This is a genomic window from Psychroflexus lacisalsi (genome assembly GCF_020164495.1).
Taxonomy (GTDB): Bacteria; Bacteroidota; Bacteroidia; order Flavobacteriales; family Flavobacteriaceae; genus Psychroflexus; species Psychroflexus lacisalsi.
This window is the reverse complement of the sequence record NZ_JAIQYZ010000006.1, coordinates 114,318-134,837: the sequence shown is the minus strand read 5'-3', so window position 1 is coordinate 134,837 and position 20,520 is coordinate 114,318. Positions and strand designations below refer to the sequence as shown.

Annotated in this window: 19 protein-coding genes; 5 read left to right on the top strand and 14 right to left on the bottom strand. The window is 35.5% G+C overall.

Annotated elements, in window-relative coordinates; translation table 11 throughout:
* The 8 genes from ybeY to LB449_RS13010 form a co-directional block, all read right to left on the bottom strand.
* A complete protein-coding gene (gene ybeY, locus LB449_RS13045) occupies positions 1 to 432 on the bottom strand; it encodes an rRNA maturation RNase YbeY (protein ID WP_224455564.1) in 432 nt (143 codons plus the stop codon).
* Complete coding sequence (locus LB449_RS13040) at positions 416 to 3,808, bottom strand: hypothetical protein (protein WP_224455563.1); 3,393 nt, start codon at positions 3,806 to 3,808, stop codon at positions 416 to 418. The genes ybeY and LB449_RS13040 overlap by 17 nt, the downstream gene beginning before the upstream one ends.
* A gap of 121 nt (positions 3,809 to 3,929) precedes the next feature.
* Entirely contained in the window at positions 3,930 to 4,538 is a 609-nt protein-coding gene (locus tag LB449_RS13035; RefSeq protein WP_224455562.1) for a hypothetical protein, read from the bottom strand.
* Positions 4,539 to 4,614: 76 nt separating this feature from the next.
* Positions 4,615 to 5,355 carry a DUF3667 domain-containing protein gene (locus LB449_RS13030; RefSeq protein WP_224455561.1) on the bottom strand — a complete coding sequence of 247 codons (741 nt, stop codon included), beginning with the start codon at positions 5,353 to 5,355 and terminating at the stop codon, positions 4,615 to 4,617.
* Between the two features lie 21 nt (positions 5,356 to 5,376).
* Complete coding sequence (locus LB449_RS13025) at positions 5,377 to 5,682, bottom strand: hypothetical protein (protein WP_224455560.1); 306 nt, start codon at positions 5,680 to 5,682, stop codon at positions 5,377 to 5,379.
* 372 nt (positions 5,683 to 6,054) lie between these two features.
* Positions 6,055 to 6,543: a thioredoxin family protein gene (locus LB449_RS13020; RefSeq protein WP_224455559.1), complete on the bottom strand. Its 489-nt coding sequence runs from the start codon at positions 6,541 to 6,543 to the stop codon at positions 6,055 to 6,057.
* Positions 6,544 to 6,689: 146 nt separating this feature from the next.
* Positions 6,690 to 7,865 (bottom strand): alpha/beta hydrolase, encoded by a 1,176-nt coding sequence (locus LB449_RS13015; protein WP_224455558.1) that lies wholly within the window; start codon positions 7,863 to 7,865, stop codon positions 6,690 to 6,692.
* A 106-nt stretch (positions 7,866 to 7,971) separates the two neighbouring features.
* Positions 7,972 to 8,349, bottom strand: a complete 378-nt coding sequence (locus LB449_RS13010; protein WP_224455557.1) for a hypothetical protein — start codon at positions 8,347 to 8,349, stop codon at positions 7,972 to 7,974.
* Between the two features lie 154 nt (positions 8,350 to 8,503).
* Here LB449_RS13010 and gltX point away from each other — a divergent pair, with 154 nt between their 5' ends.
* Positions 8,504 to 10,021, top strand: coding sequence for a glutamate--tRNA ligase (gene gltX / locus LB449_RS13005; protein WP_224455556.1), 1,518 nt, complete (start codon positions 8,504 to 8,506; stop codon positions 10,019 to 10,021).
* Between the two features lie 70 nt (positions 10,022 to 10,091).
* On the top strand, positions 10,092 to 11,048 hold the full coding sequence (locus LB449_RS13000) for an SPFH domain-containing protein (RefSeq protein WP_224455555.1): 957 nt from the start codon (positions 10,092 to 10,094) through the stop codon (positions 11,046 to 11,048).
* Positions 11,049 to 11,121: 73 nt separating this feature from the next.
* Here LB449_RS13000 and LB449_RS12995 read toward each other — a convergent pair whose 3' ends face one another.
* The 4 genes from LB449_RS12995 to LB449_RS12980 all read right to left on the bottom strand — a co-directional run bounded on the left by LB449_RS12995 (position 11,122) and on the right by LB449_RS12980 (position 13,721).
* The gene (locus LB449_RS12995) at positions 11,122 to 11,337 is read right to left on the bottom strand and encodes a DUF6327 family protein (RefSeq protein WP_224455554.1); all 216 of its coding nucleotides are present in this window, start codon (positions 11,335 to 11,337) and stop codon (positions 11,122 to 11,124) included.
* Positions 11,334 to 11,705 carry a hypothetical protein gene (locus tag LB449_RS12990; protein WP_224455553.1) on the bottom strand — a complete coding sequence of 124 codons (372 nt, stop codon included), beginning with the start codon at positions 11,703 to 11,705 and terminating at the stop codon, positions 11,334 to 11,336. The genes LB449_RS12995 and LB449_RS12990 overlap by 4 nt, the downstream gene beginning before the upstream one ends.
* Positions 11,706 to 11,723: 18 nt before the next feature.
* On the bottom strand, positions 11,724 to 12,068 hold the full coding sequence (locus LB449_RS12985; protein ID WP_224455552.1) for a YtxH domain-containing protein: 345 nt from the start codon (positions 12,066 to 12,068) through the stop codon (positions 11,724 to 11,726).
* 114 nt (positions 12,069 to 12,182) lie between these two features.
* A complete protein-coding gene (locus LB449_RS12980) occupies positions 12,183 to 13,721 on the bottom strand; it encodes a glycine--tRNA ligase (protein WP_224455551.1) in 1,539 nt (512 codons plus the stop codon).
* A gap of 144 nt (positions 13,722 to 13,865) precedes the next feature.
* Between LB449_RS12980 and LB449_RS12975 the strand changes: the two genes are divergently transcribed.
* Positions 13,866 to 14,546, top strand: a complete 681-nt coding sequence (locus LB449_RS12975; protein ID WP_224455550.1) for a ComF family protein — start codon at positions 13,866 to 13,868, stop codon at positions 14,544 to 14,546.
* A 46-nt stretch (positions 14,547 to 14,592) separates the two neighbouring features.
* Entirely contained in the window at positions 14,593 to 16,203 is a 1,611-nt protein-coding gene (locus tag LB449_RS12970; protein WP_224455549.1) for an Ig-like domain-containing protein, read from the top strand.
* Here the strand turns inward: LB449_RS12970 and LB449_RS12965 are convergent.
* Positions 16,190 to 16,966, bottom strand: coding sequence for an amidohydrolase (locus LB449_RS12965; RefSeq protein WP_224455548.1), 777 nt, complete (start codon positions 16,964 to 16,966; stop codon positions 16,190 to 16,192). The genes LB449_RS12970 and LB449_RS12965 overlap by 14 nt on opposite strands.
* 3 nt (positions 16,967 to 16,969) lie before the next feature.
* Entirely contained in the window at positions 16,970 to 17,839 is an 870-nt protein-coding gene (locus tag LB449_RS12960; protein ID WP_224455547.1) for a ChaN family lipoprotein, read from the bottom strand.
* A 95-nt stretch (positions 17,840 to 17,934) separates the two neighbouring features.
* Between LB449_RS12960 and LB449_RS12955 the strand changes: the two genes are divergently transcribed.
* Positions 17,935 to 20,286: a S9 family peptidase gene (locus LB449_RS12955; RefSeq protein WP_224455546.1), complete on the top strand. Its 2,352-nt coding sequence runs from the start codon at positions 17,935 to 17,937 to the stop codon at positions 20,284 to 20,286.
* Positions 20,287 to 20,520: the final 234 nt, after the last annotated feature.

Genomic DNA, 20,520 nt, shown 5'->3' with positions numbered 1-20,520 from the left:
CTATTTTTGTTCCACGTGGAACAATTCCATTTTATCATTTTCTAAGGCTCTCATTTTAGCTTTTGATTCTTCAGTAGAATCCCCATATCCGCAGCAATGCAAAATGCCGTGGACCAAAACTCTTTTCAATTCGTTTTCAAATTTTACTTTAAAGTTTTCAGAGTTTTCTTTAACGCGATCTATGCTGATATAAATCTCAGCCGAAATGGATTCGTCTTCAGAATAATCAAAAGTGATAATATCTGTAAACGTATCGTGATCCAGATACCTCTGGTTCATATACAGTAGGTCTTCATCACTGCAGAAGATATAGTTTATGCCTTCGACCTCTTTTTCCTCACTTTCAATGACAGCTTTTAACCAATTGGCATGTTTCTTTTTGCTCTTTAAATCAAATTTAGTTTTACTGTAAAAATTAATTGGACTTTCCATTGAAGTAGATATTAATCAGCTTTTTATATTCAGGCTGCAAAGGTAATTGTTGTCTATTTAAAATCTCGTTTGTGTTAAAATATTCTTTAGCCTTTTCTTCCCAGTTTGATGATGCTGCATTCAGCTCCCTTTTTCGGGTTTCGGCTTCTCTTTCATCATCCTGTCCTTGTTGATTTGCCGCCTTTTCAAGTTTCAGAAGCTGATGATTTACATTTTCCATCTGCTTCAATAAATCACTGCTAAAGCCTTTCATCAATAACTCTTGCTCCAATTTATCCAAACTCTTTTCTAATTCACCTGAATTATCCTTTAGTCCAAGCTGATCGATTCTATCTTCCAGTTGATTCCTGAGCTTCTGTTGTTGTTTATAGATTTTATAAATTTCCCCACTCATTTGTCCTTCTTTTCCTCTACTTCCTTTCTTTTCTCCACCTTGTTTTTCGCCACCATTCCCATCAGCTCCTTTATCTCCTTGCTGACCATTTTTTCCTTCTCCTTTCTCTCCTTTTTTACCTTTTTGAGGTTGTTTTCCATCCTGGCCTTCACCACCTGACTTTCCTTTTTCCATCTGCTTTTTCAGTTCCTCATGAGACTTGATGATATCAGATAATTGTTCTCCGGGTTTACCACTTCCTGGTTTTGGTTGCCCCATTCCATTCATCTGGTTTTGCATTTGGTCCAAAGCATCATCTAGCATATTGGATAATTCATTAGCATACATCATGGTGTATTGCTGACTACTGGTCCCTTTTCTCACTTCATTTTCTGCAAGACGCTCCAGTGATTTTTCTATATTGAAATTGATATCAGAAATGGTATTATTTACTGTTTCTTGTATCATTGGTGTTCGCATGGCAAGAGCATACAGACTATCGTCGACATGCTTGAAGTTTTCTCGAAGCTCCGCCTGTCTTTTCAGTTTGGATGCGTAAATAGGATTAGAATTCGATATATTTTTAAACCCTTCCATCAAGTCTTCCTGTTCTACAGAAAATGTGATGAGATTATCCAGAATCTGTCGCAGCATTTCAGCATCCTCAGAAGCTTGTTCCATACTTGAAGAAGTCATGGAATCTTTCATTTTCTGAGAAAGTGATTTCATTTTTTCAGCTGCCTCTTTTTGCTTTTTCTGACCTTCTTGTTGGTTGGAATTTTTTTGCTCGGTATTCCCTTTATCAGATTCTGACGATTCAAGCTTGTCCTTTGCCTCCTCCTGATCCTGATCAATTTCTTCACTCAATTCTTCATCACTTCCAAGCTCCATCGGCGCTTTTAATTCTTCATTCTTTTCATCAAGTTTCTCTAAATCCTCTTTTAGCTGATCAAATTTCTCATTGAGTTTTTCTTGAGCTTCAGAAGAATTTTCTTCAGATTCTGACAACTCCTCTTGTTCTTTGGATAAATTATCTAGCTCTTCAGCCAGCTTCTCAGCCTTTTTTTCAACGTAAAAACGCTTGGTTAATTCCAAAAGTTGTTCGAGATTTTTCTCTTGCTTTTTAGACTCACGATCAAAAGACTCTAGTTTTTCATTCAGTTCTTCCTGGTTGATTTGGTCTTTAAGCTTTTCTAATTCCTCAAGAAGTTTCTGATTTTTTTCAATCTGCTCCTGGTTTTTTTCGAGACGGTCTTCCAGATTTTCTTTGGCTTTATCTTGTTCTTCAGCATCCAGTTTTTTGAAATCTTCCTTCAATCGCTCGCTATAATTTTTCATCATTTCCATCTGCTGTTTCTGACGCTCAATGAAGTTATCTAGCTTTTGTTTTTCTGTATAGTTTAAGGTTTTTTCTTTCTTCTGTTTATTTTGAAGATCTTTTATTTCTCGAGAATTTTCTTTGCGTTGCTGCAATTCTTCAGAAAGCTTTTCAACCGAATTGTTTTGGCGTTTCAGATTATCAGAAGACTCTTCGAGATTGGTTTTCTTCCGGAAAGAATATACATCCGATGCAGAGGATTTTCTGCCATTCACCTGGTCATTATCGAAGACCTCAAAATAATATTGATACTCCGTTCCTGGCTCCAATTTCAACTCATCATTAGGAAAAGCGTAAGAAAATTCACTGTAGGTGCCTTTGGAAAAAGAAAGTTCTACTTTTGATTTATCTTCTTGATTATCAGTAGTATAATAAACCAATTGTAAGCTGTTCAGACCATAATCATCCGTCAGTTTTCCGAAAAAATAAGACTGTTCCGTAAGTAAGCTATCTTTTTTCTGTTCCAGTTTAAGCATAGGAAATTCATCCTTGATAACGTTTATGGTGTAGTTCAAAACATCGTAGTTGTTGAAGTTCGAATTAGAGGTCGCTATAGAGTAGTTTTTATTTTTCTTCTGAATTTGTTTTAGAGTGAATTCTGAGTTATCGACATCAAACTTTAAAGTATCTACATCACTTAAAAATTCGACCTGGTCCGTCGTTTCCGTTGAAATGATCCATTCAATTAATGTTCCCTCAGGAACTGAAACGTTGCCAGTCCCTGAGATAGACGTATTGCTTTGGTTAATATATTTCGGATAATTCAGGTTCATTTTCATGTCCTTCACTACAGGAATATCCAGTGCATTTAGCTTGTATTTTTTTGAAGTGACCTTGTTGGCCTTCAGCTGAAAAATTTTTGCTTCCGTCACATTTTTGAATGTGTGGCTGTAAACTCCATTTGTTTCCTGAAGTCTAATATTTTCTTCATCTACGGAAATAAAAACGTCCTCTGGTTTTACCTCCCCTAGTGTCTGCACATTGAGTTGGAAAGAGTTTCCTTTTTTGGCATTCAAATCATTATTCAGAATAGAAAATTGAAAAGGTGCCGGCGCTTCGTAAGCCTTATTATAATTGACAATACGTTTATAGCTGTAAGAAAATGAATCTCCCAATCCTGAAACCCAGATGGCAATCAATACCAAAACAGGAATGACTAAAAACCGCAGGTACTTGACATTTTGACGAAAGTCAATCGCCAGCTGAAACGGCACAGATTTTAATTCCTTGGATTTTTGCTCGATACTGGCAAGGACCAGTTCATCATCTCCACCTTGAGCTTTCAACTGAAGAATATTTTTTAATTTATCATTGACTTCTGGAAAGTGATTTCCAATTTGGGAAGATGCCTCCGAAAAGTCGATGCCATTAGAAAGTTTAAAAAGTTGACTTGCTGGAATCAAAATCAGTTTGAAAAACAGAAATGCTTCAGCTATAATTAGTGTCCAAAACAAAAGCGTTCTGATACCAGATTGAAACCAAAGGAAATACTCCAGAGCAGCACCAAAAATGAAAAGCAACAGACTCAATCCAACAAAAAGTAAAGCACCCTTAATCAAAAGATTGGTGTAGAACTTTTTAATAAAGCGCCCTAGTTTTTGTTCAATGATTTTGTAATTCTGCATATGTTTCAATTCAAACCCCTGTAGGACCTGCTAAGGTATCAATTAACCTGCTTATTACTAAAGACTTGCTTATTTTTTAACTCATGCTAAAGGCTTTGTTTAAAAATACGCGAACCAGAATTTAATTTTTATCCGCGGCTTGGTTATAAAGTTTTGTAATTTCAAGAGCAGATAATTTTTCATCAGACAAGATTGGCTTGGTAAGATTTGGATCCTCAGCCAAGTAATTCGCAACATCTTTACGCCTTAGCTCCAGAAGATCTTGAGTAACGCAAATCAATTGGTTGCTTCCTTTCTTTTTGAAAAATGGAGTATACAGGTAATACCCGGAGTCTGGATTTCTCCATTCCCAATGATAGTAGGTAAGAGTTCCTGTAAGAATTACCTTCATAAATACCTCTTCACCTACCCCACTAATGGAGCGATAACTGATATTAAAAAATTTAGAGTCTTCTTTGAACCAAACACTTTCAAAATAAGTAGATCCTTTTTGATAGGACTTGATATCGGACGAAGCATATTTTTGGGTAAACAGCTTCCCCTCAATTTTGACTTTTACTTTTTTATAAAGCTTGCCAAAAGGTTCTTCAGATCGGTCTTTCACCTGACCATAAACCGTATCACTATTTTTTAACACCACAAAACCCTCTTCATATGCTGTTGTTTGAGCAGAAGCATTTACTGATATACAAACCGCGATAATTACAAGAAATAATACAAGGGGTTTCATTTGAGAATCACTTCCAATATAACGTCATTAAAAAGTAACAAAAATTTGATTTTATATTTTTAATTTAATTGTCTTATTATTTTAAGCTAACAGTTAAAAGCACAAAAATCACCATAGAAATTATCATTAATAAAATATAAGTAAAGTAAGTGAAAACAAACTTCAAGTTTCTTTTCAACCAATTCGTTGATTTAAAAAATTGATTGTAAACGTAAAGATTGTACAAAAATCCTAAAACTAAAGGAACAACCACTAACTCACTGTTTTGATCTATAAAAAAACTAAACAGTGAATAAATCAACAACTGCTCTCCTGTTATATAGAGGTTTAAAATCAAATGTTCAGAAAAGTTATAGGATGACTTTCTAAAAGATAAAAAAGATGCAATTGAGAATAAAGGAGCAATAAAAAGAAAAATAATCGTTTGATTACGTATTATTAAATCAAGTATCCTTAAATCTGCAATTATATCTTGCCTACTATTAAATGTTATACGTATTCCGCTAACAGCTTCATCAAAGAATGTTTTATTACCAAAAAGCTCTGTTGAAAGTAAAAAAAGTGTCGTTGAAATTAAAAGAAAAGCAAACGGATTATAGAAGTTCTTTCTTTTGCCTAGAAAAAACTTGTTTAAACTCTTCCCTGGGCTAATTAATAAAGTTTTTGCGGTGTAAAGAAATCCATGATTGATTTGGAAGACATTGTCGGCGATAGAATTACTTAAATATCTCCAATTTATCCTTTGAACTGCAGCGCTCTGGCCGCAGTAATTACAAAATTTACCTTCAAATTCACTATTGCAATTTTTACAAGTCATTCTTTTTGATAATTCGTGATTTTATGATGCCAAATTGATGATCAACTTTTCATTCATTCTATTTTCACCTGTTGAAACTGTGAATACTTTATTTTTATTGAAATCAAAAATACTTTTTAAATATAGACTCCTATTTTCCAGTACTATGTAAATTAATTCACCATAACTTTCTGAAATAAAATATTTATGATTTAAATAATTCCTATCGGTTTCTATTAGCATGAAATTTTCAGAAATGAATTTTATATTCCAATCATTTAGTTCGACCATCTTTTGTAGATCTCTCTTAAAAACCTCCTGCTCTACAGTCAGTTTATGATGCTTCAATTTTAAATTTTTACGATTAATAATGAAGAAAATAATTGATAATAAAAAAATAAAGATTCCGATCTTATTTAATGTGTGAAAAACATTTTCGTAAGAATAGATTCTAAAACCTTTCGTACCATTGTAAATACAAATAATAGAAACGACTGTAAGAAAAATTGAGATTCTAAAATATGATAATTTCTCGTTTAGATCGAGCTTAATTTTCTTTTCAATAATTTTCATTATTCAGCTTGTGAGTTAAGGCTCTTCATATAGAGACTAGTAAGTAAAAAACTAGCTTAATTTCCTTATTTCAAATTTACCAAAACTCTGTATTTAGCTCCTAGAGGCTACTGGCTATACTATCTATTTTGTAATGTTTAATCTATTTCAATCACAAAAATTATTCAAATCAGAAATTGTCATTGACCCTGCATACCTCTTAACTTCTTTTCCATTTTTCATTAGAATGAATTGAGGTAAACCTTTTATTCTAAATCTACTTACCAGTTTTCTATTTAAATCAGCATTAACTTTTAAAACCTTTACATTCTTCGATTCGGTTGCAAATTTCTCAATTGTAGAATTCATCATTATGCAAGGTCCACACCACTCTGCCCAAAAGTCAATGAGAACCAACTTTTCTTTTGCCAATACGGCGTCTATATTTTTATCATTAGGATGTATGATTTTTGAATCGACATTACTTCGAATTACCTTTTTATATATAAATCTAAAGGGGAATGTAAATGCGGCAACAATAGTTGATAAAAAGAAAAGAATAAGAGCGAAAACATAATTTATAATTGTCTTTATGTTTTTCTCCTCATTAAATCTTCTTTCAGAGTCATTTTGATATTTAATAATCTTTTCCGTCATAATAATGCTTTAGTTAATTCACATAAGGGTTCTCCAGTATGGGAAGAAGCTTGCAAGTATTAACTTTATTTTACTTTTTTAAATATACACAAACTCAGAATTTAGCACTTAGAAGCTATTGGCGATGCGAGAAATCTAGCATAGTTTTAAAATGAATTCTCAGTCCAATCAATAACTTTAAAATTTAAATTTCTTTCATATTCAGCGCTAATTGGAATGTAGAAAAACCAAGGCAAGTCATAATTTTCTATATCAGCAACTTTATTCGATTTTGAGTTGCCATTAGTAAATCTTATTTGAGTTTTGTCTTTTAAATTAAGAAAAATTCTTCTTTCAAACGGACTAATACTGTCCATTTTTATTCTTCCTTCTTCCCAGTCTCCAAGTACTTTTTGATTTCCAGTAATATAGACTTCATCAGTCTTATTAGGGACTTTAATAGTAATATCAACATTGTATTTTTTGATTGGCAAAGAGTCTATGTATTTTATGTATTCTTTCATACCATCATGAATAGCTGATAAAAATGAGGTTAAATGTGTTTTATCCTCATAGTTTTTTATGACATAAGAAATATTTGGAACTGCTTTAGAATTCAAAAACTCATAAACCCTCTCTCTTGACTTCTTCCATCCTTTCCAATAGTTATCTTCATCAGCATGGGATAAAAACAAAAACTTATTTTCAGTCATTTCACTAAAATCATTATTGATAAACTCATTCGCGAGTCGTTCTTCATCAAATTTAAAATTCGGAGAAATTGCAATATGAGAACTAAATAAACTTGGATTATTAATTAATGTTGATAACACATAAGACGCACCTAGTGAATGTCCAACGGCTAATCTTTTAGAAGTAATACGATATTTTTTGTTGAGTAAAGGGATAACTTCTTGATTAAGATATTGAGTAAATCTCTCTCTATTAGCATGTCCATAACCATAAAAATTATCTTCAATTTTATCATATTTAGGATATGGTAAAAAGTCATCATTCCTAGCGTATTCTTCCTTTCCAGTATATGCTGATATTCCAACAACTATAAATGGATTTACAGGATTACTTTCATCTAAAAAGCTAATAATTGAATGAGTTAAATCGAAAAATTGCCTGTTCTGAGCATCAAACACAAAAACAACATCAAAATGTTGATACTCTGATTCTTTGTAATAAGCTGGTGTATAAATCAGAATCTCACGGCTCTGATTTAAAACTTCTGATTGAATTTTAATTTTATCAACGTTCCCTATTGCTTGCCCCCAAAGATTATTTATAGAGATAAAACAAATTAGAAAAATCAAAAATCTCATGATATTCTTCATTCTTTTCAAATTAAGAAATACAATATTATGTAGTCAAATATATATAACTTTTTAGTATAAAAATAAATTTGACCTATATCAGTCTTCACGGATGTATCGCCACCCATTAATCCTCCTGTTTCTTAAAACTTAGTCTGGCCAGAGCTGTGCCTTCAGAGGTGGTGTCCAGATACAACTCATAGTTTTTTGGTAGCTGGATTCTTTCAGTTTTCCCTGGAGCTACAGATGTAGACTTAAGATACTTCTGGCCTTTTTGCTGGGTTCTTGCTGCAAAAGTAACCTTACCGATGTTTTCCACCAGAACAAGGCAGTCTTCGCCTTCAAATGGATTCTTAGCCGCATCCTGACCCGGGCCTTTCCCGGTGATGGACATACTTTGGGAAGGCTGGAGCTCAAATTCTATTTGAGCGGCAGTTTCATAGGTAGTGAAAAGCATTACGGCAATGAGAAGCAGGAAATTCAGGAGGGTCTTGTGAGTTTTCATAGGTTTAATTTTTAGAAACAGAAGCCTTCGGTTTCTGATAACTAAATGTACATTTTTATTCAACTCGTTTTGGCTTGCAATTTTCAATTGACCTTAACCTGGATTTGCATAGGGATGAACAGCAATATATTTTATCTTTGTGAAAAAACAGACAATGGATACGAAAGTAAGAGTAAGATTTGCACCAAGCCCAACAGGTCCTTTACACATCGGTGGTCTAAGAACGGCTTTGTATAATTACTTATTTGCCAAAAAACACAACGGTGATTTCTTGTTAAGAATTGAAGATACAGACCAAAACAGATTTGTAGAAGGTGCTGAAGAGTATATTAAAGAAAGCTTGACCTGGTGTAATATTTCTTACGATGAAGGTCCGGAGAAACCTGGAGATTGCGGTCCATACAAACAAAGCGAGCGCAAGGATATCTATGAAGAATACGTCGACAAACTCATTGACAATGGCCGCGCCTATTATGCGTTTGATACCGCAGAGGAGCTAGACGCCAAGCGAAAAGAAGCTGAAAAAGAAGGTACAAAATTCAGTTACGGTCCAAAAAACAGAGATGCTTTGAATAATTCTCTTAGCCTTTCTTTAGAAGAGCTAAAAGAAAGATTAGATAAAAACGATGACTATGTGATTCGTTTTAAAACCGAAGCACATAAAACTTTGGAATTTCACGATGAGATAAGAGGTTACATTGAAGTCGATACTGAAGTTCTGGATGACAAGATACTTTTCAAAAGCGACGGGATGCCTACGTATCACCTGGCCAATATTGTGGATGACCACCTGATGCGCATCACGCATGTGATAAGAGGCGAAGAGTGGTTGCCTTCGCTTCCACTTCACGTTTCTCTCTATCAAGCCTTTGGTTGGGAGGTGCCAAAATTTGCTCACCTGCCGCTTATTCTTAAACCTAGCGGAAAAGGAAAATTGAGCAAACGTGATGGTGATCAACTTGGATTTCCTGTGTTTCCAATAGAATGGAAAGATCCGGAAACTGGCAATGTCTCTGCAGGTTACAGAGAAGAAGGCTACCTTCCGGAAACCTTGACCAACATGTTAGCTCTTCTTGGCTGGAATGATGGAACCGATCAGGAATTTTTCTCATTAGAAGAGATGAGTCAAAAGTTTGAATTAACACGGGTGCATAAATCTGGTGCTAAATTTGATCCTGAAAAAACAGAATGGTTCCAGCATCATTACCTGCAAGAAAGACCTGCGGGAGAATTGGTTGACCAATTTATGCCAATTCTAGAAGAGAAAGGGGTCAAAGCAGACAAATCCTATATAGAAGAAGTTGTCAAAACCATAAGAGAGCGTGCGACGTTTGTTTCAGAATTTTGGGAATTGTCATCTTTCTATTTTAAAGCGCCTACAGCATTTGATGAAAAATCTGCAAAGAAGGCCTGGAAAAAAGATTCTCAGGAATGGATGCGTGCCTTAATAGGTAAGCTTGAAAGTATCGAGGACTTTTCTCAAAGCAATGTTCAGTCGGAAGTCAAAGATTGGATCAACACCCAGGATCTTGGTTTTGGAAAAATTATGCAACCTTTACGCTTATCGCTAGTTGGTGCTATGCAAGGCCCAGATGCCTTTCATATTGCTACATCAATTGGTAAAGCTGAAACCATTTCCAGACTTAATTTTGCCATTGAAGAATTGTCATAACTTTTTAAGTTAATAAACACTATTAATAGACTTAAAGTTCTATTTTTATTGAATAATCTAATTATTTAATATGGGATCAATACTAAGTATTTTTGTAGTGGTGATTGTTTTTTTCATCATTATAAGCGGCATTTTCACGGTAAAACAACAAACTGCTGCGCTTGTGGAACGCTTTGGACGTTTTCAAGTTTTAAGAAATTCAGGCTTGCATTTCAAAATTCCAGTAGTAGACAAAATCGCTGGAAGAATCAATTTGAAAATTCAGCAGCTGGATGTCAATGTTGAAACAAAAACAAAGGACGATGTGTTTGTCCATTTAAAAGTTTCGGTTCAATATCAGGTCACAAGATCTAAAATCTATGATGCGTTCTACAAGCTGGAAAGCCCAAGCGCTCAGATAACTTCTTATGTATTTGACGTTGTTCGTGCTGAAGTTCCTAAGATGAAGTTGGATGATGTCTTTGAACGTAAAGATGATATTGCCAACGCTGTGAAAACAGAACTTAATGATGCCATGCTCGACTATGGGTATGATATCATTAGAACACTCGTGACGGACATTGATCCAGACGAGAAGGTAAAGGATTCCATGAACAGAATCAACGCCTCAGAACGCGAAAAAGTAGCTGCTGAATTTGAAGGAGAAGCAGAACGAATTAAAATCGTAGCAGTCGCCAGAGCGGAAGCAGAAAGCAAGCGTCTTCAAGGTCAGGGTATCGCCGATCAGCGTAGAGAGATAGCCAGAGGTCTGGAGGAAAGTGTAGAGGTACTGAACAATGTTGGTATCAATTCTCAGGAAGCATCTGCTTTAATCGTTGTGACGCAGCATTACGATACGCTGCAGTCTGTCGGTAGTCAATCCAATTCTAATTTAATTTTGTTACCCAATGCTCCAGAAGCAGGAAGTAATATGCTGAACGATATGATTGCTTCTTTTACTGCTTCAAGCCAAATAGGCGAAGAAATGAAAAAGCAAAATGAGCGAAAAGAGCAAAAAGCCAAGGATGATTCGAAAGAAAGTAAATAAACTTAAGTAAGTTCTAATTAAAAAGGCCTGTAATCAAAATTACAGGCCTTTTTAGTTTCAATAAAATCAATAGTTATAACCCAAATTTCCTTAAAATTTGATTTCCTATTCTTGCATAAATCGCTCTTTGCCCAAAATAAGACACTAGCTCTGCAAATATATTGGTGAATGAAAATGCTCGCTTGATGTAAGCCAAATCAATATTGACTTTCTGCTTACTTATTTCAGCTTGAACTTTCAAGAGTTTTAAATCTTGATCGATTTCTTTAAATGAATTATATTTTTTCATGACTTATCATCTTTCAAATCGTCGTTTAAATATAAAATCTTATTCAGAAGATTAAAAACTGGTTTCTCCAATAGTTTTTTTCCAAATAAACTGATTATAATAAGAATAAATAAATAAAAACCCCCTACAACAAAAAAGCCGTAAGAAACTGTCCCCAATTTATTACCTATCAAAAAAGAAAGACCAATAGACACAAAAAATAATACTAAGACAAGAATACCGATCTTAAGAACAAATTGACCTCCAATAATCAAACTTAAAGCAGTTTTTTTAAGGAGGTCTAACTTGTAGTATTTTATGGAATTATCTATCGCATCTTTAGTATCTTGTGAAAGATTTTCAAAATGATTTCCGATTGAATTCTTCATAAAAAATAATTAGTTGAATTATTTCTTTTTCAATTCTTTCTGAAGGTCAGAGTTTTTCTTTTTAAGTTCCCCTAGTTCGCCTTCAAGTTTTGTAAGCATATCGTCAGCCTTATTATTTACTGAAGAAAATGTTTTTTCTAATTTTTCTTCAATATTTTTTTTAGCTTCAGCTGCATACTCACTTAGTTGAGATGAAGTTTCTTTATACTTTTTATTCAAGTTATCTTGTAAATGATCCGACTCATCTCTAAGTTGCTTTCTTGTTTTTTTACCGCTTTGAGGAGCGTATAACAATCCTAAACCTACACCAACAGCTGTTCCTGTTAACAATGCTAAAATTGTATTCCCTGTGTTATTTGCCATTTTAAATATTTTTTAATGTTTAACACAAAACTAATGCTTTATCACTGTTTTTGCTGTTAAAGCACGGTTAACAATTAATTATCAATATGATGATCTCAAAAAAATCATAAATTTTTAAATATCCAGCCAAGTTTTAAAATCAATATTCTGTTGAATTATTGATTTTACTTCAGATATTGGAACACGCTTCTGCTCCATGGTATCCCTGTAGCGTATAGTGACAGAGTTATCTTCTTTGGTGTCATGATCTACCGTAATACAAAACGGTGTCCCAGCAGCATCTTGCCTTCTGTAACGTCTTCCTACAGCATCTTTCTCGTCGTACATCACATTAAAGTCCCATTGTAAATCTTTCAAAATCTCCTGAGCAATTTCTGGTAATCCATCTTTTTTGATAAGTGGGAACACCGCAGCTTTTACCGGCGCAATCACTGAAGGTATTTTTAACACTGTTCTGGTGCTTCCATCCTCTAGGGTCTCCTCTTGCAAAGCGCTAGAAAATACGGCCAAAAACATTCTGTCTAGTCCTACTGAAGTTTCAATGACGTAAGGCACATAATTTTTGCCCAGCTCTGGATCATAAAATTGTAACTTTTTCCCAGATAGGTTTTCGTGAGCCTTTAAGTCAAAGTCTGTTCTGGAATGAATTCCTTCTAATTCTTTAAAGCCGAAAGGAAAATTAAATTCAATATCTGTAGCAGCATTGGCATAATGCGCCATCTTTTCGTGATCATGGAATCTGTAATTTTCTTCACCAAGACCTAATGATCTGTGCCATTTGGATCTAATGTCTTTCCAGTGTTCAAACCACTTAAGTTCATCGCCCGGACGCACAAAATATTGCATTTCCATTTGCTCAAACTCACGTTGACGGAAAATGAATTGTCTGGCCACAATTTCATTCCTGAAGGCTTTTCCTATCTGTGCGATTCCAAACGGAATCTTCATTCGCCCGGTTTTTTGAACATTTGAAAAGTTTACAAAAATCCCCTGTGCGGTTTCGGGCCTTAAGTATAAATCTGAAGCCGATTCAGCTGATGCACCTAATTTGGTTCCAAACATCAGGTTAAATTGTTTCACGTTGGTCCAGTCCCTGGATCCACTCACAGGACAAGCAATCTCAAGTTCTTCAATAAGCGCTTTGACGTCGTCTAGATCTTCATCGGTTAACGAGTTTGCTAAACGTGTAAGAATTTCCTTGGACTGGGCTCTGTACTTGACCACTCTAGGATGTGTAGTGACAAACTCCTGCTCGTCAAATTTATCTCCAAAGCGTTTCCTTGCTTTGGCAATTTCTTTTTGAGCTTTTTGCTCAATTTTTTCTACATAATCTTCAACCAGAACATCGGCCCTGTATCTTTTTTTAGAATCCTTGTTGTCGATCATAGGATCGTTAAAGGCGTCCACGTGACCTGAAGCTTTCCAGGTATTTGGGTGCATCAGGATGGCAGCATCCAGGCCAACAATTTCTTCGTGAAGTTGTACCATGCTTTTCCACCAATAAGCTTTGATGTTGTTTTTTAGTTCTACCCCGTTTTGTCCGTAATCGTAGACTGCGCTTAACCCGTCATAGATCTCGCTCGAAGAAAAAATGTACCCATACTCTTTAGCGTGGGATATTACTTTTTTGAATTTGTCTTGTTCTTGTGCCATGACGCAAAAGTAAAAAAACAAGACTTTAATTGAGGAGTTCGTCAACAAATATTCTTTTAATATCAGCTTAATTCTCTCAATGTAAAATTTAATCCTAACAGTCTGATTTTTTTCCTAACTTTAATACAACCAATTTATTATCAGATGCTTCAGGATTTTAAAAACTTTCTGTTTCCCCAACTTTGTGCTTGTTGTGAAACTGCTTTATTAAAGGATGAAAAGTTGATATGTACATTTTGCAGAAATGAATTACCGCTTTATCCTAACTTTTTTGATGGAGACCACGATTTGCATAAGATTCTTTACGGTAGGGTACTCCTTAACCAAGCAGCAAGTTTGTTCTATTTTGAAAAGAAAGGAATTGTTCAAAATTTGATTCACGATTTAAAGTATAAAGGGAATGAGGGACTGAGCTATCACCTTGGAGAATGGCTCGGTGAATTGTTGGTTGCCAGCAAATGGAAGATTAAAATAGATGTTGTTTTGCCTGTCCCTCTGCATAAACAGCGTTTTAGAGAAAGAGGTTACAACCAGGTAGAAGGCTTTGGAAAAGCGATTGCTGAAAAGCTTTCAGCAATATATAACGATACGTTATTGAAAAGGAGATCTAATTCCAAAACACAAGTTTTCAAAAATAGATTGGCTAGAACTGAAGTGGTGACCAATCATTTTTATGTTGAAGGACAAGCTATTTTATCTGGTAAGACTATTCTTTTGGTAGATGATTTGGTCACTACAGGTGCAACCTTGGAGGCCTGTTATCTTGCTTTGAAGACTGCTGGAGTTGATAGCCTCAACATTGCAACAATAGCGGTAAGCAAATAGTAAAATCTATATTTTGTTGTTTCTTTGCAGAAACTTATTTCCAGTTATGAAAATTCATTTTTTCAAATTTTTATCCGTTATTATTTTAGTCATCCTTATTTCTTCGTGTGCTCAGCGAGGAAGACCAGATGGAGGTCCTGTAGATGAAGATCCTCCAAAGGTGGTAAGCTCCAATCCAGAAAACTATTCAACCAATTATAAAAAGAAGGAAGTTATTATCAACTTCAACGAATATGTCAAATTAGACAATCCACGTCAACAAATTATCTTTTCCCCACCTATAGAGCCCAGGCCAAATATTTATCCACTTGGTCCAGCCAGCAGATATGTAAGACTTGACATTCCAAGAGATTCACTAGAAGACAACATTACTTATACGGTCAACTTTGGAACAAGTATCAATGATAATAATGAGGGGAATACACTTCCTTACTTCAAATACGTATTTTCAACTGGAGATTATATAGATTCTCTTCAGGTAGAAGGAAATGTTTTTGACGCCTACAGCAGAGTTTCAGACGAAAATATTTCCGTAATGCTTTATCCGTTAGATTCCACCTATTCAGACTCGGTTGTTTATGATAAAATTCCGCAGTATATCTCTTTTGTAAGAGATTCAACGTCGCTTTTCAGCCTTGATAATTTGAAACCAGGCAATTATAAAATGGTGGCCATTTCAGATAAAAACAACAACTACAAATTTGACCCCGCTCAGGATAAAATTGGTTTTGTAGAAGATACCGTCAAGATTCCAACCAATCAGCTTTATGATATTCTGGTGTTTAAAGAAGAGCTAGAATTTGAAGGATTTCGACCAAAACAAATCTCAAAACAACATTTTGAATTTGGCTTTCAAGGAAGATTAGAAGATTATAAAATTGACCTGATTTCTGAAACAGAAGAGCCTTTTGAAGCTAAGTATTTTAAAGATGAAAAAGCAGACACTATTCATTATTGGTACAAACCTTACTTAGAAAGAGACAGCTTACTTTTTGCTTTTAGTAATGAGGGAAGAACGGATACTCTGGAAATACGACCTAAGCAAATAGAGGAGGATTCTCTAAAGATATCTGAGGTAAAATCAGACAAAAACAAACTTCTTACTGATTTTAAACTGAAGGCGAATACCCCTTTTTCGAGATTCGAAAAAGACTCTATTCGTATGATGAATAAAGATTCTATTCCAGTAGAATTTGATTTGATGATAGATACACTCTATAATCATTTAGTATTCAAATTTGAAAAAGAAGGCTCTCAATCTTATAAAATTGATCTTCTTCCTGGTGCCGTGACCGATTTCTTTGACACTCAAAATGACAGCCTTAATTATACTTACAATACTAAATCTATTGAAGATTTTGGAAATCTTGAATTGACTATTTCCAATGTCGATGAGTTTCCAATTATAGTAGAACTTGTTGATGAAAAAGGTAAAGTAGAATCAACAGTCTATGAAACCAAAAATAAAACGGTTAATTTTAGATTAATAAAACCAGGTTCATATTATATTAGATTGATTTATGACCTTAATGCTAACGGCAGATGGGATACTGGTGATTTTTTGGAAGGTCTTAAGGCAGAGCCTGTACTTTACGATCCAATTCCAATTGAATTTCGTCCTTACAGAGATGAAGTGCTGACCATTAGTTTATACTAAAATGGTCTCTGTCCCTTAAAAACCCTAATTTTTCTCTAAGCTCTTTGATATGTGATTTTTCTAAAACAACTGTTTCAATAGCTTCTTCTTCAGGATTGTGCTGACTCATGCTATTTCCAAGTACATCATAAGCTCCAGAATGGCCTACGTAAGGAAAATCATTGCCATCAATACCAACGATATTCAATCCAATGCAGTAGCTCATATTCTCTACAGCTCTGGCCTGAAGTAAAATGTCCCAGGCAGCTACGCGCTTTTTAGGCCAGTTGGCCACATAGATAAGTGCATCATAATCGTCTTTATTTCTGGCCCAAACAGGGAATCGTAAATCATAACAGACTTGCAAACACAGTTTCCAACCTTTGTAGTCCACGACACAGCGTTCATTGCCTGACTCATAGGTTTCATGCTCTTTAGCCAGAGTGAATAAATGTTTTTTATCGTATTTTGAATAGGAACCATCTGGAGTTACAAAAAACATTCGGTTGTAGTACATTCCTTCAACTTTTACCATGGCACTCCCAGTGAGCGCTACCTGGAAAGTTTTGGATTGCTGTGTCATCCAGTTTAAAACGACTTCTGCTTCTTCAGCATTGGCTTCCGCGTTCATGGAAAATCCTGTGGTAAACATCTCAGGCAGAATAATGAGATCTGCATCTTCAGGACATTCAGAAAGTTTTTTTTCAAAATGGGCTTTGTTGGCCTTTGGGTTTTCCCAGGTCAATTCGGTTTGTATATAGGTAACTTTAAGTGTTTCATTCATGAGTTAGTAGGATTTAGTCATGTTTTGATTCACAACAATAATAAAATTGGCTTTATCGAGATGCTCATCTTCCAAAGTTTCCAAATCTTTTTGTTCTACCGTAGAGATCGTGAGAATGTCAACGTTTTTTTGGTACTGCTTTAAATACCAGTAAATTCCTTCAAAATCATTGGAATGGTAACTTCCATTGAGGTGAAAAAACACCTGATTGGGGCTGAGGTTTTTCAGAATAAAATGCGCCATGGTCGCATCCTTGATGGCCTGAGCTTTCACCAAATCCTCACCACCATGACCGCCCATCATATCCAGCATATTCTGGTAAGAAGGGAGTTCAATATCAAAGGAGATGGGCAAAGGTGCTATAAATTCATATTCATTTTGATCTAGTGAATCTAATGCAGAAAAGCCTCCGTTTTTATAAACACTCGTGGCATAAGGTCGTGGAATATTGGTAGCAATAAATGGTGTTGAGGTTTCTTTAGCAAAGTCCAGTACAGGTTTATAATCTGTGGCATAATTACTCCAGACTCTGGCTTCTTTTTTGAATTTGCTTTCAGTTAAACTATCGCTCAGATAAAGATTTAAAACCTCCTGAGTATCGGTTTCAAACATTTCTGCACCAATACTGAAATTGATGTTATTCGTTTTCAAATCCGAAACCAATTCAAACTGAAGCCAATGCGAAATGGGATTGTTGTGAAACTCACCAAACAGAAGTACGTCAGTTTTGGAAATGCTATCTAGAACCTGCCGATATGAAATAGGCTCACCCGCCTGACTGAAAAGTGCGTAAGCTTTTTTATCTTGAGCCTGAAGAGTTGATACACTAACAATTAGAGCCAGCATTAAACCAAATTGAAATAACCTTGTCATAGTATTAAGAATAGAATTTAAAGTTAGCATGATTTCAGTAGATAACTTTAATTTACAATCGTTTATATTTGATTAATTACCAAAACCACATATTCATGGCTTTACAATTACGCTTTTTATTTCTCGCCTTATTTATAAGTGCTTCTGCAGTTTCACAATCAGACTTATCAGTGAAAAAAATCATGCAAGATCCTAACTGGATGGGAACGTTTCCTTCCAGTGTAGAATGGAATGAACAGTCCAATACGATCTATTTTGACTATAATCCAGAGCAAAACGTTTCGGATTCACTCTATAAAATCAGATTAAGTACTCCTTCAAAAATCGAAAAAGTAAGTCTGGAAGAACAGAAATCTAAAGTGTCTCTCTATGGCGATTACAACGACAAGCGCACTCAAAAACTATTTGTCAAATATGGAGATTTGTACCTGCACGATATCAAGAAAAACAAAACGGATTTAGTATTGGATCTTGGAGAAAGCATTCAGAGTCCTAAGTTTATTTCAGGTTCAGAATATGCGTTTATCAGTAACAACAATCTCTACATCTATAATGTGAAGCAGGGGCAAATTCAGAAGAAAACCAACATAGAGTCAGGAAGTGCAAATGATAAAACTTCCAAGAAATCTGAGAAAAACCAATGGGTGGAAGACGAAAACCTGAGTCTTTTGGAAGAAGTTAGAGTTCAGAAAGAAAACTCTGAAATGAGAGATCAGAATAGAAAATTACTTGATGATAAGAGCTTTACGTTTTACCTCGATAAGCAAAGAGCGTTTAGTTTTGACATCAGCGAAACAGGAAATTTCCTGACCTTTCAAACCTACCAGCCAGATTCACCAGAGAATACGATGGTCCCCAATTATGTCGATGCTTCGGGATATACAGAGCCTTTGAATACCAGAAGTAAGGTCGGTGATCAAGATTCCCAAAGGGATTTGTACCTGTATCATATTCAAAAAGATACCGTATTTAAAATTGACACGTCAAGCCTTCCAGGTATTACGGATTTGCCAAAATATACCGAAGATTATCCAGATCGAGAGTGGGAAGAAAAGCAGCGTTCTGTCACTTTTTCTGATGTAAAGTTTTCGTCTAACGACCAAAATGCTGTGCTTTCCATGAGGGCACAGGACAACAAAGACCGATGGATTTCCCTTCTGAATTTGAATGACGGTAATTTAGAGGTTTTAGACAGACAACATGACGAGGCCTGGATTGCAGGGCCTGGCATTGGGAGCTACTACGGAGGAGGAAGCCTTGGCTGGCTGGCAGATGACAAACACATCTATTATCAATCTGAAGCCACGGGCTATTCTCACTTATATCTTCATAATATTGAGAACGATAATCAAACACAGTTGACCAACGGAGATTTTGAAGTCTTTAGTCCTCAGCTTTCCAATGACAAGAAACATTGGTTTTTCACCTCTTCTGAGGTGCATCCGGGTGAACGTCATTTTTACAAAATGCCAGTGATGGGCGGAACTAAAACCAAGCTAACCTCTATGGAAGGTAAAAACAGCGTGGTTCTGTCTCCAGATGAAAAACAAATGGCGATTTTATATTCGAATTCAAATTCACCTGAAGAATTATTTCTGAAAAAAACTAAAGCCAACGCGACACCAAAACAACTTACCGATGGACAATCTGAAGCATTTCAAGCTTACGACTGGAGAACGCCAGAGTTGATTCAATTTGAAGCTGAAGATGGTGCAACACCATATGCCCGACTTTATAAACCTGAAGAAAGCATAGATAAAAATGCCGCCGTGATCTTTGTGCATGGCGCGGGTTACCTGCAAAATGCTCACAAATGGTGGTCGAGCTACTTTAGAGAATATATGTTTCATAATTTGTTGACCGATTTAGGCTATACCGTCCTAGACGTTGATTACAGAGGAAGTGCAGGCTATGGAAGAGATTGGAGAACGGGAATTTATCGTCATATGGGCGGAAAAGATTTATCAGATCAGGTGGACGGTGCCAAATATTTAGTTGAGAATCATGGTATCGACGCTGATAAAATAGGCCTATACGGGGGGAGTTACGGCGGTTTCATCACCTTAATGGCGATGTTTAACGAGCCAGACACTTTTGCAGCAGGAGCAGCCTTGCGTTCTGTGACCGACTGGGCACATTATAACCACGGCTATACTTCAAACATCTTGAACGAGCCTCACCTAGATCCAGAAGCTTACCGAAAGTCGTCACCTATTTACTTTGCTGAAGGTTTGGAAGGTGATTTACTCATCGCTCATGGTGTGGTAGATACCAACGTTCATTTCCAGGATGTAGTAAGGCTTTCTCAGCGTTTAATTGAACTTGAAAAAGAAGACTGGGAGATGGCGCTTTATCCTATTGAAGGACACGGCTTTACTCAGCCGAGCAGCTGGACGGATGAGTATAGCAGAATTCTTAAACTGTTTGAAAATACGATTGGAAAGTAGAAGCCCCCAACCCCCCCCAAGGGTGAACTTTTACTCAACTCTGAAACAGGGAAAATAACGTTTGGAAACATGAATTGGGCCTTATAAAAAACAAAAACCACCTCGGGTGGAGGTGGTTTTAAGGAATATAAATAAAATCTATTTTTTCTTATAACTTATAGATGCATATATTATAAACAAAATTCCTAAACCGTAAACATATAATCTGTTTTTTATATTTATAACATCAGTTTC